Below are 15682 nucleotides of genomic sequence, written 5' to 3'. Positions count from 1 at the left end.
ACTGAGATTGTAGTAAAAATTGAAAGGAGATGTTAAGAAATTATGATGGAAAAAGTTCAGCGGTTTGGCGGTGCGATGTTTACCCCGGTCCTCTTGTTTTCCTTTTCAGGGATCATGGTCGCGCTGTGTATTATTTTTAAAAATCCGATGCTTGTGGGGAGCATCGCCACTGAAGGCTCTACTTGGTACAACATTTGGACGATCATTGAAAACGGAGCGTGGACGGTCTTCAACCAAATGGAATTATTATTTGTCATTGGATTACCGATCGGTCTCGCAAAAAAAGCCAATGCGCGAGCGGCAATGGAAGCCTTTGTCGTCTATATTACTTGTAATTATTTTATTTCTGGCATGATCGAGTACTTTGGTAACTTCTTCGGTGTCAACTTTGCAGCTGATCCCGGCGGTGAGAGTGGTTTGAAAATGATCGCTGGCATCAAAACATTAGATACTGGTATTATCGGAGCAATTTTTATTTCGGCGATCGTCGTCTATCTTCACAACAAGTTTTTCGATACGAAGCTGCCTGATTTTCTCGGAATTTTCCAAGGCTCTTCCTTTGTCGTGATCCTCGGTTTCTTTTTAATGCTGCCAGTTGCTTTTTTGATCGCATTGATTTGGCCGAAAGTCCAAGCTGGCATTGGGTCCATGCAAGGGTTTCTAGCAAGTGCTGGGGTCTTTGGGGTCTGGCTCTATACTTTCTTAGAGCGAATATTGATTCCCACAGGTCTCCATCATTTCGTGTATACCCCCTTTGTTTTTGGTCCCGCTGTCGTCGAAGAAGGAATCTCCAAATACTGGATGGCACATTTACAAGAATTTGCCCAATCCACCAGACCATTGAAAGAGCTTTTCCCTGAAGGGGGCTTTGCTTTACATGGCAATTCTAAGATCTTTGCTGCACCAGGGATCGCTGCTGCTTTTTATTTCACAGCCAAGCCTGAGAACAAAAAGAAGGTCTTAGCGATTTTGATCCCTGCCACTTTAACTGCCGTTTTAGCTGGTATCACTGAGCCATTGGAATTCACCTTCCTCTTTATCTCACCACCCCTCTTTGCGGTGCACGCTGTTTTAGCAGCGACCATGGCGGCAACGATGTTTGCCTTCGGGGTCATTGGAGATATGGGGGGCGGCTTGATTGATCTGTTGGCGAAGGTCTGGATTCCGCTATTTCAAAATCATCGCAGTATGATCTTCACGCAGCTGGTGATCGGGTTAGTCTTTACTGCCCTTTATTTCCTTGTTTTCCGCTTCTTGATCCTCAAATTTAAGTTAGCCACACCAGGACGGGAAGAAAACAATAGCGAAGTCAAACTATACACCAAAAAAGATTACAAAGAAAAACAATCCAACACTGGAACGCCAGTGATTGCTGGTGCCAATCGCTACACCGAACAAGCCGCAGTCTACTTAGAAGGGTTTGGCGGTCGCGATAATATCGATAAAGTCACTAATTGTGCCACTCGCCTAAGAATCACCGTTAAAGATCAAGACCAAGTGCTGCCAGATGACATCTTTAAAGGCGCTGGTGCTCATGGTGTTGTTCGCAACGGCAACGCCTTCCAAGTGATCGTTGGTCTGGATGTGCCACAAGTGAGAGAACAATTCGAAAAATTATTAGCTGTATCAGACTAAGGAGGAAACAAGAATGAAAAAATTTTCAATCGTGATCGCCGGAGGCGGCAGTACCTTTACCCCAGGAATCGTCTTGATGCTTTTGGAACACTTGGATCGTTTCCCGATTCGCCAAATCAAGTTTTACGACAATTTGGAAGAACGACAAGAAAAAGTTGCACAAGCTTGCGAGATTTTATTGAAAGAACGCGCACCAGAAATCAGCTTTTTAGCAACCACTGATCCCGAAACCGCATTTCAGGATGTCGATTTTGTGATGGCGCATATCCGAGTTGGCTTGTATGCGATGCGCGAAAAGGATGAAAAAATCCCTTTGAAATATGGTGTGGTCGGCCAAGAAACTTGTGGTCCTGGCGGGATCGCTTATGGGATGCGTTCTATCGGCGGTGTATTGGAGTTAGTCGATTACATGGAAAAATATTCCCCTGATGCATGGATGTTGAATTATTCCAATCCTGCAGCGATCGTCGCAGAAGCGACTCGTAAATTGCGCCCTGATGCCAAGATCATTAATATTTGTGATATGCCAGTGGGAATCGAAGAACGGATGGCGCAAGCGATCGGTTTAGCTTCTCGCAAAGAGTTGGTGGTTCGCTATTATGGCTTGAATCACTTTGGCTGGTGGACTGATATACGAGACAAAGCTGGCAATGATTTGCTGCCGCAGATCCAGGCGCATGTGGCAAAATACGGCTATTCATTGCCAGAAGAAATCGAAGCGAGCCAACATGCTGATGCCAGCTGGATGCACACCTTTGCCAAAGCAAAAGAAGTGTACGAAGTTGATCCATCCACTTTGCCAAATACCTACTTGAAATATTACTTTTTCCCTCAAGATGAAGTGGCGCACACCAACCCATCTTTTACACGGGCAAATGAAGTCATGGCTGGCCGCGAAAAACACGTCTTTGGTGAATGCCAACGCATCGTAGAAAACCAGACAGCGACTGACACCACGCTTGAAGTGGATGAACACGCCAGCTACATCGTGGACCTTGCACGAGCGATCGCTTATAACACGCAAGAACGGATGCTGTTGATCGTGCCTAACGAAGGAGCGATCGTCAACTTTGATGAGCAGGCAATGGTGGAAGTGCCTTGTATCGTCGGCAGTAACGGGGCAGAACCAATCACACAAGGCAAGATCCCTCGCTTCCAAAAAGGATTGATGGAGCAACAAGTCGCCGTAGAAAAATTAGTCGTGGAGGCTTGGGCAGAGGGTTCTTACCAGAAATTATGGCAAGCACTGATTCTTTCAAAAGTGGTTCCAAATGCCCGTGTAGCCAAAGAATTACTCGATGAATTGATTGAAGCAAATCAAGCCTTTTGGCCAGAATTACACTAGCCAGCGTTCTTCGCCTCCCCTCCTGGCTTTTCAGCTATACTTAATCTATAAGGAGAGGTTTTTGTGAAATTACAGTATTTGATTCAACAGCACCAATCAGAGTTAAGTGAACTTGATCGTGGCATTCTGAACTATATTCTTTCCAACGGCGATACCGTTCTATCTATGGGGATCGTCGAGCTATCCGAGCAGGTTCACGTCTCAAAGTCTTCTATTTTACGGTTGACGAAAAAACTTGGTTTTTCTGGCTATTCCGAGTTCAAATATTTTCTACGGCATCAGCAAGAACAGGCAACAACGATTTCGCAACAAAAAACGATTTTTGAAAAGCAACAAGAGGATATTTTCGCCACCCTCAACTATTTAAAAACGGTAGACTTAGCTGCCCTCAACCGCTTGTTTGACCGCAGCAAAACCATCTACTGCTACCCGACTGGGTTTTCCCAAAAGAAAGCACTGGAGGAGTTTTCCAAAATGATGCTTTCTATGGAAAAACGAGTGATCGTATTGCCGAACAAAACGGAATTTGATATGGTCATGCCGATGATCACTGCCGAAGATTGTGTGATCATCGCCTCACTGAGCGGCGAAACAGAAAACGTCAAAGAGAATCTGACGACGTTTGCGATTCGTCAGATTCCCGTTTTGACATTGAGTGCGCCAGGAGATAATTATTTTGCTCGCCATTCAACGTTTCACCTGACCTATTATTGCGATTTTTTTCAAATCGGTCGCAAGAAAATCCCTAGCCAGTCTTTGATCGGACTGAGCTGCTTGATTGATTATTTGATCCGTTCCTACGGACTATTCACTTTACAGGAGGGCAACCATGACTAAACGAAAATGGGCGTTTCCATTGATTTTACTGAGTTATTGGCTTTTGATCGCTGGTGCTTACTATCTTTATCTTTCCTTGACTGCCTTCAACCATGGGATGACCTTTGCCCAGTACCTCAGCTCGCAACCGTTAGCCGCTTTAGGGGTCTTGTTAAGTAGTCTCCTTTTGCTGCAAGGGGCTTGCCTGTACTTTATTCAACGGTTTTCCATGAGTAAAAAAGGCCTTTTGGGTCAGTATTTATTCCTGATCTTCTTTCAACAGTTGCTGACAGCGAATGTCATCGGCGCAGGACTCGTCTTTTTTACAAGAAGAAGTCTTTCGAGTCAGGAGGAAAACGCAACTTGGGGCGAAAAGAGTTTTACCTATGGGGCATTAGCATTCATTCTTTTATTGAGTTTATTCTTTTTCCTCCTTGTTCGATCAGCGATTTAACTTCCCCAAAAAGAAAAGCAGTGCCGGTTGGCACTGCTTTTTGCTGTCGTTTCTGCTAGTTTGGCTCTGTTTTTGAAGCAAAAACCACTTTGATTCCAAAGTGATCGCTGACGATCGGAGTACGCGTTCCGTCAAAAACGACTTCATATTCCGTTGCTTGCAGGTCTTTGGATGTAAAAACATAATCGATTCGCAACGCTTCTCGATTGTCTTGCCAACCATCAATGGCTTTAACGACAGAGGCTTCCCCGATCGTTTCAGCAGCCGTTAAAAAGCTGTCTTGCAGCTGTAAGGAGCTGTCAAGGACCAGTTGATGCCCAGAACTGGCGGCATCGTTGTTGAAATCACCTAGGATCAATAAGGTATCAGCCCGTTCTGCTAAAAATGCTTCTGTCTGTTGCCACTCGTAGGCAAATTTACCGTCTTGCCACCAAGAAAAATGACAGCTAATGACTTGTACGATCTGTCCATCGGCTTCAGTCACGCCGCTCAGGTTTTTGCGTGTGGTATGATCCCAGACATCCGTGGCTTGTGAAGCAAGGTATTCTTTGGCAATGATGGGCTGTTTGGACAATAAGGCATTGCCTTCGTGGTAAATGTCATAGCCTACATGACTGTAAGTCCATGACCAATAGTAATCACAGTCTAACAGTTGCAGTTCTTCCACTAGGCGTAAAGCAAAATTGTCCTCCTTGATTTCCACCAGCGTATCTGTGGGACAATAAAGCCCATCAGGAACGATGGTTTGAGCAGCGATCGTTTGGTTGACTTCTTGCAAGGCGATGATGTCATAGTCGCCAGTTGCAATCTCTTGTGCGATCATCTTGCATTTTTCTAGCTGATTTTCTTCTAACCAGCTATGGGTGTTCAATGTTAATACCTTCATGAATAAGGCTCCTTCTCTCGGTTTGCTTGTACGATTCCTTTTTAAAAATAAAAGAGAGCGGGTCAACAAAAGAGTCGACCCGCTTGTCATTTTATTATAGTTTTACGATTCCAACAACTGCGGCCGCTTGTTGCTTGCCGATTTGGGTCAATTCAAAGGAATCGATTTGATCGCTGTTGGTCAACACTACAACGATGGTGGTGTCTTTGCCAGCAGCACTTACTGCAGCGAGATCCATCTCCGCTAACTTGTCACCCACCGCCACTTGTTGTCCTTCAGTGACAGCTACCGTAAAGGGTGCACCGTTTAAGTCAACGGTATCTAAGCCCATGTGAACCAATACTTCGATGCCTTCATCAGAAAGCAAGCCGATCGCATGTTTCGTTGGGAAGATGTTGGTGACTTTCCCACTGATTGGTGCGACAACTGTCGTCTGCTCTGGACGCACACCATAACCGTCACCCATCATTTTTTCCGCAAACACTTGGTCTTTGACAGAGGTGATCGGCATCACTTCTCCAGTGGCAACAGCAGCTAGTTCAGCTGTCACGCCTTGGCTTTGATGGGTAGTCGTTTCTACTGGTGCTTGACTAGCCGTCGGTTCGGGAATCGTGACACCAGAATCTAAGATATCTTGAATGTCTGATTTTAAGACATCTGCTTTCGGTCCATAGACTGCTTGCACGCCATTGTCTTTTACGATCAAGCCTAACGCCCCTGCGGCTTTCCACGCTTTTTCATCGCCGACCGCTTCTCGATTTTTCACAGAGACCCGTAAACGAGTCATACATGCATCAACGTCGGCGATATTTTCACGTCCACCTAATAAATGAATGATTTTCACGACTTGCGAATCTGGGTTCAAATTGCCATCCGCCGAAGCAGTTGCTGGCGCATCGCTGGCTCCTTCTGTTTCATAGTTGCCGTTTCTACCTGGTGTTGCAAAGTTGAATTTTTTGATCAAGAAGTTGGCCAAGAAATACATCCCGACACCAAAGACGATGGTCACTAACACAAAGTTGATCAAATCTTGTCCTAAACCGGCATTGATCGCCATTGGGGTACGGGTCAACAACTCGATATTCCCAAAAGAGTGGACCCGTAAGTTGACGATATCCGCCATCGCAAACGCAGCCCCTTGTACGACTGCATAAACGATGTAAAGCGGTACGGCAGCAAACATAAACATGAACTCCAACGGTTCCGTTACCCCTGTCAAGAAGACAGCGATAGCAGCTGATAAATACATAGAGGTATATTTGTGCCGTTTGTCCGCATCGACATTGCGATACATGGCATAAGACAAGCCCATCAAGATCCCAGATGAACCAATCATTTGTCCAACCTTAAAGCGGGCAGGAACAAAGTTTTCCAATAAAAATTGATATTGTGACGTATCGCCAGCATTGCGCATGTTCACTAGATCCGTTGCCCAAGCAAGCCATAATGGGTCTTGTCCAAAGACTTGGGTGCCGGCTTGTGCGCCAGAAAGAATCGTGTAAGTTCCACCTAATTCGGTGTAATTGATCGGGATCGTCAACATGTGATGCAGCCCGAATGGTAAGAGCAGCCGCTCCAAGGTTCCAAACAAGAACGGTGCTAAAACGGGCGCACTTTCTTGTGATTGCGCGATCCATAAACCGAAGTTGTTGATGCCTGCCTGAATGTAGGGCCAAACGATCGATAACACTAATGCGACGACTACTGAACGGGCGATCACTACGAAAGGTACGAAGCGTTTGCCGTTAAAGAAGGAAAGCGCATCCGGTAATTTGCGGAAATTATAGTATTTGTTGTAAGCTGTTGCTCCCACAAAACCGGCGATGATCCCAACAAAGACACCCATGTTCAAAGCAGGTGCTTCTAATACACTAGTAAAGAAGCCGTCGATCATGATCTTCGTCCCAAACAACGTATGGGTAAAGGCGCCTTCTTCGGTTAACATCGCGCTCGTCACGCCAAAGATCGAACCAGTGATTCGGTTGATCAAAATAAAGGCGATCCCAGCAGCAAATGCCCCACCAGCTCGCTCTTTAGCCCAACTACCACCAATAGCTAATGCAAATAATAAATGCAGGTTACCAATAATTGCCCAACCAATGTTTTCAATGACGCCTCCTGTAGTGATCAAAAATGCCCAGTCGGCATTGATCATTGGGATCGTTTTCCCAATACTGATCATCAAACCAGCGGCTGGCATAACAGCGACAACCACCATTAGCGCTTTTCCGAATTTTTGCCAAAATTCGAAACTCAATAATTTTTTCATCTTCCTTCTTCCTTCCCTGAATCGATTTACGCAATCGGTTTCTTAATGAGTTCATTCTAACGGAGAAAAAAGATTTTGTAAACCCAGAAATATCAAAAGGGATTCTATTCGCTTTTTCACCTTTATATAACTGGATCTCTCTTTCTCGATGTTTCCTTACAGGAAATTCTTTAAACGCAACAACTTTCACTTGACGATGCAATCGTTTGCGCTTATGATAGAGATATCAAAAAGATTCTGGAGGGACTTTCATGAAAAAAATCCAACGATTGTTCGAGATCGATCCATGGAAAATCGCGACATCTACCTTAGATAAAGAAAATCGTCGACTGCAAGAGTCGCTAACAAGTATCGGGAATGGCTACATGGGAATGCGCGGCAACTTTGAAGAACAATACAGCGGCGATCATCACTTAGGTACTTATATCGCTGGTGTCTGGTACCCAGACAAAACCCGTGTCGGCTGGTGGAAAAACGGCTATCCTGATTATTTTGGCAAAGTGATCAACGCGGTCAACTTTATTGCAATGGACCTATTTGTCAATGACCAATTAGTCGACTTAGCAAAAATCAGCCCAAGTGATTTCCGTTTAGAACTAGACATGGAAACCGGGATTTTACGCCGCAACTTTACTGTCACTTTGGCAGGTGCCACCGTAAAATTCTCTTTTGAACGCTTCTTGAGCATCGTAAAACGTGAACTTGCCCTCATTAAGATGGACGCTGAGATCATTGAAGGCGACGCTGAGATCAAAGTCGTTTCTAAACTAGATAACAATGTCCATAACGAAGACAGCAACTACGACGAACGTTTCTGGGAAGAATTGGCTCATGGTCAAACCGAAACCTTCCATTACTTGACCACTCGGACCGTAGAAAATAATTTTGACATTGAACGCTTTACTGTCACTTCTGCTATGCGTCATAGCCAAACACCGATCGATTCCGTGAAAAACGAGCTTTGCGTTGCTGATACCTTTGCCTTTTCTGGAACAGCCGGTGACACCTTCTCATTGATCAAAGAAGTCTTGATCGTTACGAGTCGTGATGTTCCCGCTCATGATCATCCAGCAAAAGTCACCGAATTAGGCACTTTATACAAAGCAGATTATGATGCGTTGCGTGCAGAACAAGTCGCTGCTTGGAAAGCCCGCTGGGATTTAGCCGATGTGATCATTGAAGGCGATGCTGCGGCGCAACAAGGGATTCGTTTCAACCTGTTCCAATTGTTCTCAACCTATTATGGTGAAGACGAGCGCTTGAACATTGGACCGAAAGGCTTTACTGGTGAAAAATATGGCGGTGCGACTTACTGGGATACCGAAGCCTATGCAGTTCCATTGTATTTGGCATTAGCAAAACCAGAAGTGACCCGCAACTTGTTGAAATACCGTCACAACCAATTGCCGCAAGCCCATATCAATGCGCAAAAACAAGGCTTAGCAGGTGCCCTTTACCCAATGGTGACCTTCACTGGGATCGAATGCCACAATGAGTGGGAGATCACTTTCGAAGAAATCCACCGAAATGGTGCCATCGCTTATGCCATCTACAACTATACGAATTATACTGGCGATACAAGTTACCTGAAAAAAGAAGGATTAGAAGTGTTAAGCGCGATCTCACGTTTCTGGGCAGATCGTGTCCACTATTCAAAACGCCAGCAAAAATACATGATCCATGGCGTTACAGGACCAAACGAATACGAAAACAATATCAATAACAACTGGTACACCAATAAAATGGCTACTTGGGTCTTAGCTTATACCTTAGCCAGCTATGAAGCCTTCAAAGACGAAGCGACTGTCACGATCTCTGACGAAGAACAAGCCAAATGGCAAGACATCATCGACAATATGTACTTCCCAGAAGACCAAGAGCTTGGTGTGTTCGTCCAGCATGATACCTTCTTAGACAAAGACTTGATGCCCGTTTCCGATCTTGATCCAAAACATTTGCCGTTAAACCAAAATTGGTCGTGGGATCATATCTTGCGCTCTTGCTTTATCAAACAAGCCGATGTTTTGCAAGGTATCTACTTCTTCGGCGATCAATTCAGCAAAGAAGAAAAACAACGGAACTTTGATTTCTATGAGCCGATGACAGTGCATGAATCTTCCCTTTCTCCAAGTATCCATGCGATTTTAGCAGCGGAATTAGGCATGGAAGAAAAAGCGTTGGAAATGTATGAGCGGACTGCTCGTCTTGATTTGGACAATTACAACAATGATACCGATGATGGCTTGCACATCACTTCTATGACCGGTAGCTGGTTAGCGATCGTTCAAGGTTTTGCTCAAATGAAAACTGATCACGATCACTTAGGGTTTGCGCCATTCTTACCTAAAACTTGGAGCCGCTACGCCTTCCACATCAACTATCGTGGACGTCTGCTCTTTGTTTCCGTCAATGAGTCAACGGTGACTTTGAAGAAAATCAGCGGTGAGGCATTGCCAATCAAGTTGTATGGCAAAGACTATGTTTTAGAAGACGAAATCAGTACAGCGATCAACTAAACAAGCCTTCTGAAAGAAGAAATGTCTGCATTTCTTCTTTCTTTTGATTGGCTCTACCCTTGTGCCGACACTTTGTGATACTATAAGCTAAAAAAGGAGGGAAATCAGTGAGCATTACGGTCAAAGATGTCGCCAAAAAGGCTGGCGTCGCTACATCCACGGTTTCTCGTGTCGTAAACGATCATCCCAGCATTTCTGAAGATACCAAGAAGAAAGTGCGCAAAGTAATGGCAGAAATGGGCTATGTCCCCAATCTTGCGGCTCGAAATCTCGGCAAACAGATATCCAGTGCCATCGGCGTGATCTTGCCGCCTCTTGATTCGAAAGAACGACTAGGAAACCCCTTTTATTTAGAAACGATCGAAGCCATCAATGAAGAGGCCCGCCATCATCAAATGACGGTTGCCGTTGCCTCCGCCCGTGACTTTGCTACATTACTAAAAAACGTGGAACGGATGCACCTGCAAAAACAAGTAGATGGCTTTATCTTGGTCTATTCCGATGAAAAAGACCCCATCATCGACTATCTGGTCGAAAAAGAAGTCCCTTTTACCTTGATTGGTCAACCATACAGCAATGAAGACAAAATCGTTTTTGTCGATAATGACAACCAGTTGTTAGGCAAGCAAGCAACTGAGCATCTGATCGCCCAAGGGCATACGAAGATATTATTTGCTACCAATACGACCCATGAAAACCTGTATTTCGAGCGTTTCTTCGGCTACCAAAAAGCCATGATGCTAGCAAATCTCCCCTTTTATCCAGCATTGACCTTTGAAAAAGCGGAAGATTACGTCACGTTTGAAGAAACGATCAAAGAATCCCAAGCAACGGCCATCGTCGTGATCGATGATCTGTTCGCTGTGCGGATCATTCAATTAGCGACGATGTATGGCTACAAAGTCCCCGACGACTTATCCATCATCAGTTTCAACAATTCGATCTTTGCTACTTTGACCCATCCGTATTTGACTAGTATCGATATCAACGTGTTGTCCTTAGGAAAAATCGCTACCGAACGGCTGATGGCGCAATTGAATCATGAAGATTCAAACGGCGTACAGCTGGTCGTACCACATAAACTGATCAAACGAGAAACGGTCTTAAACCGCAACCAGTTGAACTGATCCGCTGGGTCTTGTCCACTTCCCCTTACATGCAAAAGCACCCGCTGTCCCTAAGGATAGCGGGTGCTTTTCATATTTTTATTTATACTCTTTGCTTTCCAGGCGGAACAATGGACTCATTGGTGTATTTTCGTGAATGCGGCGAACGGCTTCCCCCATCAATTCGGCACAAGAAATGTAGTGCAGTTTTTCTGGATGGCGTTCTTCGCTGGTCCAGCAAGAATCGGTGACACAAATACTTTCAATCGCTGATTGATCCAAAATTTCTTTAGCAGGCGGTGAAAGCAAGGCGTGAGAGACACAAGCATACACTTCGCTGGCACCAGCTTCCTTCAACAAGTCTGCCGCTTTTGCCAATGTATGGCCGGTATTTAAAATGTCATCAACCAAAATACATTTTTTCCCAACGACATCACCAATCACATAGCCGCCATCGGCTTCATCTTGATCGACGATCGCGATCGCTGTATCTAAGTATTCTGCCAAACTACGGGTCCGTTGGACACCGCTGTTTTTTGGTGAAACCACGACATAGTCGTCACCGGTCATTTTTTGTTCGCGATAGTAATGGGCAAACAATGGGATCGTAAAGAGATTATCCACTGGGATGTCGAAAAATCCTTGAACTTGGACGGCATGCAGATCAAGCGTCAAGATTCGAGAAGCCCCTGCTTCCACCAGCATATTGGCAATCAATTTTGCAGTGATCGGCTCATGCGGGTTGGCGGTTCGGTCTTGCCGCGCATATGCGTAATAAGGCAAAACGACATTGATCGTCTTCGCACTAGCCCGTTTCATCGCATCGATCATGATCAGTAGCTCTAAATAGTGATCATTGACGGGTTCATTCGTCGATTGAATGATATAAATATGGTCGCCCCGCACACTTTCTTCGATATTGATGGCAATCTCTCCATCACTAAACTGTGTCACTTTTGACTTCCCTAGTTCTGTACCGAAAACTTTCGCAATGTTTTCTGCTAATGGTAAATTTCCATTTAAACTAAAAATTTTCAACGAACTATCTTTATAACTTTCGCCCATGATTGCCTCCAATGAATGTGGTTGTTTTCTTCTATTCTAGCACAAAGTGACTGTTTTTTTAACCGTCTCGTTCAAGGAAGTGTGACGGTACCGTTTACCCAACTGGCGGGAATCACTTTTTTGTAGTTGCCCCAGTTGTCATGAACTTTAAAATAGCGTTCTCCGCTGGCGGTTTCAGCGTAGGCGTAAGCCACGACCCAATGATTGCCATACGTGCTGCCTAAAGGCTTCAAAATACCGATGATCACCGGTTTGCCTTCATCGATTCGTTTGCACGCTCGATGCCAGCCGCCAACAACAGTCGCACGTCCGCGGTAAGGCAATTGGAATTGATCGAAAAACCGAGTCAATCCATGACTGACCTGCCAAGCGATCGTCGGCAACCCATGAGGCTGAATCAGCACCCGCAGCATTTCCGTCACTACTGTCAGATCCCGCTGTTTTTTTCTACGAAATGCTTTCGGGATGATCGTTTCATCGATGTAATCTTGATAGTAGGCCAAAAAGACGGCTGCTGCATAGGTGCCGCATAAATACCCTGAAGGAGTGACCCACTGCTTATACGGACGAAACCGCTCTTCGGCGATCCCTTTCCACTCTACTTGTTCCATCTCGTTCACCTGCCTTTTTTCTTATTATACCTTAGATTCTCCTCCTACTTGGATCAAAACCCTTTTTCGCCTAGAAAACTTTTCTTTGCGTCCTTACAGATTTTGTTTCATAATAGTAGAAAGCGAGAGGAGCGAAAGACATGACAACCTTGTTAAAAGATGATTTTTATGACTATGTAAATGGCGAGTGGCTGGAGACCGCTGTTATTCCAGCAGATAAACCCGCTACGGGTGGATTCCAAGATCTCGTTGACGGAATCGATTCCTTAATGATCGCAGAATTTGAAAATATGGCACACGATCCCCATGCTACGCCAAAAGGCCGCATGAAGGATGCTGTGGCTTTTTACCGCTTAGCCAGCGATTTTGCCCAACGAGAGGCAGCTGGTGCTACTGAAGCAAGTGCACTATTAGCAAAAATCGAAGCGTTGCCTTCTTACGAGGAATTGAATCAGCAACTGGCAAGTTTCGTTTTAGAGGGCATTGCCTTGCCTTTCCAACTAGATGTCGATGCAGACATGAAAAATGCGCAAATGAATACTTTGTCGGTCTATCCGCCTGCTACTATTTTGCCGGATAAAACCTATTACACAGAAAACCCCCAAGCAAGCGAAATGCTGCAAGTCTACTTTGAGATGGCCGTCAACGTTTTAGTTGCTTATGGAAAAGACCAAGCAGAAGCGGAATCATTGGTAGAGCAAGCGATCGCATTTGATAAATTGATCGCCCCTCACGTCCGCAGTGCGGAAGAAAGTGCGGATTATAGCAAAAACTACAATCCTCGCTCCTTGGAGGAATTTGCAAAGCAAGCTAGCAAGATCGATTTTAGACAACTCTTGACGGCCCTTTTACCAGGTACACCGGAAGAGCTGATCGTAACGGAACCCGCTTACTTTGAAGCCTTTGACATTATTGTTTCTGATAGCCATTTTGAACTCTTGAAAGGCTGGATGATCGTCAACCAAAGCTTGCGCTATACTAGCTATCTGAGTGAAGAATTGCGTCAGTTAGGCGGAACCTACAGTCGCTACTTATCAGGGATCGATGAAGCGGCTCCCCAACAAAAAGCGGCTTATTACTTAACGATGGGTCATTTCAGTCAAGTGATCGGTGATTATTATGGACGCAAGTACTTTGGGGAAACAGCGAAAAAAGACGTCAAACATATGGTGGAAACAATGATTGCTGTCTACCAAGATCGTTTGCGCAACAACACGTGGTTAAGTGAAGAAACCCGCCAAAAAGCGATTATCAAATTGAATCGTTTAGGCATCCATGTCGGGTACCCTGATCAAGTTCCTGTCATTTATGACCAGTTGCATACCGATGAAGAGAAAAGTCTGCTGGCGAATGCCCTGCATTTCAATCGTTTGTTCCGAGAAGATGCCTTCAAAAAATGGCAGCAGCCTGTGGATCGTGAGGAATGGGAAATGTCCGCCGCTACCGTAAATGCCTACTATCACCCATTTAAAAACGTGATCGTTTTCCCAGCGGCAATCTTACAAGCGCCCTTTTATAGTTTGGAACAATCCACCAGCGCAAATTATGGGGGGATCGGCGCGGTCATTGCTCATGAGATTTCCCACGCCTTTGACAACAACGGGGCAAAATTTGATGAATATGGTAATTTAAACAATTGGTGGACAGAGGAAGATTTGACACACTTTGAACGCTTAGCTCAAGCGATGATCGACGAGTTTGATGGCCTGCCCTTTGCCGGCGGTACCGTCAACGGCACATTGACTGTTTCTGAAAACATCGCCGACGCAGGCGGACTAAGCTGTGCGCTAGAAGCAGCGCAAAAAGAAAGCGACGTTTCTTTGGCAGACTTCTTCACCAATTGGGCGAAAATTTGGCGTACAAAAGCCAAAGAACAATACCAACAGCTCTTACTGTCGATCGATGTCCACGGACCAGCTAAACTACGGGCCAATATCCAAGTTCAAAACATCGATGAATTCTATACAACCTTTAATATCAAACCTGGTGACCCTATGTATCGTGCACCAGAAGATCGTGTGCAGATCTGGTAAACAAAAGCGCAAGCAGAAAAATCTGCTTGCGCTTTTTCTTCGCCAATTGTTTATTTCTGTAAAGCTTTTTTCATCATACTGATCACAGAATCAAATTGGGAATGCTCATTGACGACTTGATCGGCTTTTTGCCGATTGGGGCGGTCTTTTAGAAAGTCGAAGATTTGGTTTTCATTCTGGATGCCTAATTTAGCCATAAACTCATCCAAGTTCTGAAAATCCGTATACTTTTGTAAGAAGTCATTGTTCAACAACGCCTTTACATCAAGATCCCCTTTTTGATACGCTTGATAAAGGCTAGTCAGTTCACTGAAACTGAAATTTGCTTTTAATTGATCCATCCATCCCATTTATGCTTCCTCCTTCGCAGAAATGATTTTCGCGCCCAGGGTATTTTCAAAATGGCGTAGTGCCCATTCATGTCCGACCGCGTCAAAGCTGGCAACAGTATCTGCATCGATCACCAGTTGGTAGCCTAAATCATAGGCATCCACTGCTGTATGCAAGACACAGATGTCGGTACAAACGCCGGTCAGGTACAATTCCGTAATCCCTCTTTCCCGCAGTCGGATGTCCAAGTCGGTACCGCTAAAGGCGGAGTAATGACGCTTGTCGATCCAATAGACATTTGGCGCTTCCTGATAGTTTTCATAAAGCGGTGCTAGACGGCCGTAGAGATGTCGCCCCGTACTGCCCGCAAGATTGTGGGGTGGGAACAAGCGGTTTTCAGGATGATAGTTGTCCGTTTCCTCATGACGATCAATGGCAAAAACGACATACTCACCGGCTTCGATAAAGGCTTGCGTCCGAGCTACTAAGGCAGCTTCAATCGCTTGCCCAGCAGCACCCGTGGTCAATCGTCCCTCATCTGCAACAAAATCAAACGTATAATCAATGGATAGTAATGCTCTCATGCTTCCTTCCTCCTCTTACTGATCGGCTCTCC

At 45.1% G+C, this 15682-nt stretch carries 13 protein-coding genes; 7 read left to right on the top strand and 6 right to left on the bottom strand.

The features are described 5' to 3' along the window. Positions 1-42: 42 nt before the first annotated feature. The 4 genes from Q1X33_RS10960 to Q1X33_RS10945 all read left to right on the top strand — a co-directional run bounded on the left by Q1X33_RS10960 (position 43) and on the right by Q1X33_RS10945 (position 4250). A complete protein-coding gene (locus Q1X33_RS10960) occupies positions 43-1635 on the top strand; it encodes an alpha-glucoside-specific PTS transporter subunit IIBC (protein ID WP_034869042.1) in 1593 nt (530 codons plus the stop codon). 13 nt (positions 1636-1648) lie between these two features. Next, a complete protein-coding gene (locus Q1X33_RS10955; RefSeq protein ID WP_008379332.1) occupies positions 1649-2980 on the top strand; it encodes a 6-phospho-alpha-glucosidase in 1332 nt (443 codons plus the stop codon). A gap of 63 nt (positions 2981-3043) precedes the next feature. Then, on the top strand, positions 3044-3817 hold the full coding sequence (locus Q1X33_RS10950) for a MurR/RpiR family transcriptional regulator (protein WP_005227853.1): 774 nt from the start codon (positions 3044-3046) through the stop codon (positions 3815-3817). Beyond that, the gene (locus Q1X33_RS10945; protein ID WP_005227852.1) at positions 3810-4250 is read left to right on the top strand and encodes a hypothetical protein; all 441 of its coding nucleotides are present in this window, start codon (positions 3810-3812) and stop codon (positions 4248-4250) included. The genes Q1X33_RS10950 and Q1X33_RS10945 overlap by 8 nt, the downstream gene beginning before the upstream one ends. A 55-nt stretch (positions 4251-4305) precedes the next feature. On the opposite strand, the gene Q1X33_RS10940 is transcribed toward Q1X33_RS10945, so the two are convergent. Then, positions 4306-5136, bottom strand: a complete 831-nt coding sequence (locus tag Q1X33_RS10940) for an endonuclease/exonuclease/phosphatase family protein (protein ID WP_005227850.1) — start codon at positions 5134-5136, stop codon at positions 4306-4308. A 94-nt stretch (positions 5137-5230) separates the two neighbouring features. Next, a complete protein-coding gene (locus Q1X33_RS10935; protein WP_005227848.1) occupies positions 5231-7405 on the bottom strand; it encodes a PTS transporter subunit IIBC in 2175 nt (724 codons plus the stop codon). A 251-nt stretch (positions 7406-7656) separates the two neighbouring features. Between Q1X33_RS10935 and Q1X33_RS10930 the strand changes: the two genes are divergently transcribed. Together Q1X33_RS10930 and Q1X33_RS10925 are read left to right on the top strand one after the other, a co-directional pair. Then, positions 7657-9921, top strand: a complete 2265-nt coding sequence (locus Q1X33_RS10930; protein WP_005227846.1) for a glycoside hydrolase family 65 protein — start codon at positions 7657-7659, stop codon at positions 9919-9921. A gap of 107 nt (positions 9922-10028) precedes the next feature. After that, positions 10029-11048, top strand: coding sequence for a LacI family DNA-binding transcriptional regulator (locus Q1X33_RS10925; protein WP_005227844.1), 1020 nt, complete (start codon positions 10029-10031; stop codon positions 11046-11048). A 78-nt stretch (positions 11049-11126) separates the two neighbouring features. Here the strand turns inward: Q1X33_RS10925 and Q1X33_RS10920 are convergent, their stop codons facing one another. Then, the gene (locus tag Q1X33_RS10920; RefSeq protein WP_010749060.1) at positions 11127-12092 is read right to left on the bottom strand and encodes a ribose-phosphate diphosphokinase; all 966 of its coding nucleotides are present in this window, start codon (positions 12090-12092) and stop codon (positions 11127-11129) included. Positions 12093-12163: 71 nt separating this feature from the next. Further along, positions 12164-12703, bottom strand: coding sequence for a C39 family peptidase (locus Q1X33_RS10915; protein ID WP_005233534.1), 540 nt, complete (start codon positions 12701-12703; stop codon positions 12164-12166). 140 nt (positions 12704-12843) lie between these two features. On the opposite strand from Q1X33_RS10915, the gene Q1X33_RS10910 reads away from it, so the two are divergent. Continuing rightward, on the top strand, positions 12844-14736 hold the full coding sequence (locus Q1X33_RS10910) for a M13 family metallopeptidase (RefSeq protein ID WP_086295764.1): 1893 nt from the start codon (positions 12844-12846) through the stop codon (positions 14734-14736). Between the two features lie 50 nt (positions 14737-14786). Here the strand turns inward: Q1X33_RS10910 and Q1X33_RS10905 are convergent, their stop codons facing one another. Continuing rightward, the gene (locus tag Q1X33_RS10905) at positions 14787-15086 is read right to left on the bottom strand and encodes a hypothetical protein (RefSeq protein WP_005227832.1); all 300 of its coding nucleotides are present in this window, start codon (positions 15084-15086) and stop codon (positions 14787-14789) included. Beyond that, on the bottom strand, positions 15087-15650 hold the full coding sequence (locus tag Q1X33_RS10900; protein ID WP_301969670.1) for a cysteine hydrolase family protein: 564 nt from the start codon (positions 15648-15650) through the stop codon (positions 15087-15089). Positions 15651-15682: the final 32 nt, after the last annotated feature.

This window comes from Enterococcus sp. B2E4, assembly GCF_030499455.1.
GTDB classification, from domain to species: domain Bacteria; phylum Bacillota; class Bacilli; order Lactobacillales; family Enterococcaceae; genus Enterococcus_D; species Enterococcus_D casseliflavus.
The sequence above is the reverse complement of the archived record's forward strand: the minus strand, read 5'-3'. Positions and strand labels throughout refer to the sequence as shown.

Coding starts and splice junctions, on each gene's coding strand:
- Q1X33_RS10900 (WP_301969670.1), bottom strand. CDS start 15,650: ATGAGAGCATTACTATCCATTGATTATACGTTTGATTTTGTTGCAGAT.
- Q1X33_RS10930 (WP_005227846.1), top strand. CDS start 7,657: ATGAAAAAAATCCAACGATTGTTCGAGATCGATCCATGGAAAATCGCG.
- Q1X33_RS10960 (WP_034869042.1), top strand. CDS start 43: ATGATGGAAAAAGTTCAGCGGTTTGGCGGTGCGATGTTTACCCCGGTC.
- Q1X33_RS10955 (WP_008379332.1), top strand. CDS start 1,649: ATGAAAAAATTTTCAATCGTGATCGCCGGAGGCGGCAGTACCTTTACC.
- Q1X33_RS10935 (WP_005227848.1), bottom strand. CDS start 7,405: ATGAAAAAATTATTGAGTTTCGAATTTTGGCAAAAATTCGGAAAAGCG.
- Q1X33_RS10905 (WP_005227832.1), bottom strand. CDS start 15,086: ATGGGATGGATGGATCAATTAAAAGCAAATTTCAGTTTCAGTGAACTG.
- Q1X33_RS10910 (WP_086295764.1), top strand. CDS start 12,844: ATGACAACCTTGTTAAAAGATGATTTTTATGACTATGTAAATGGCGAG.
- Q1X33_RS10945 (WP_005227852.1), top strand. CDS start 3,810: ATGACTAAACGAAAATGGGCGTTTCCATTGATTTTACTGAGTTATTGG.
- Q1X33_RS10940 (WP_005227850.1), bottom strand. CDS start 5,136: ATGAAGGTATTAACATTGAACACCCATAGCTGGTTAGAAGAAAATCAG.
- Q1X33_RS10915 (WP_005233534.1), bottom strand. CDS start 12,703: ATGGAACAAGTAGAGTGGAAAGGGATCGCCGAAGAGCGGTTTCGTCCG.
- Q1X33_RS10920 (WP_010749060.1), bottom strand. CDS start 12,092: ATGGGCGAAAGTTATAAAGATAGTTCGTTGAAAATTTTTAGTTTAAAT.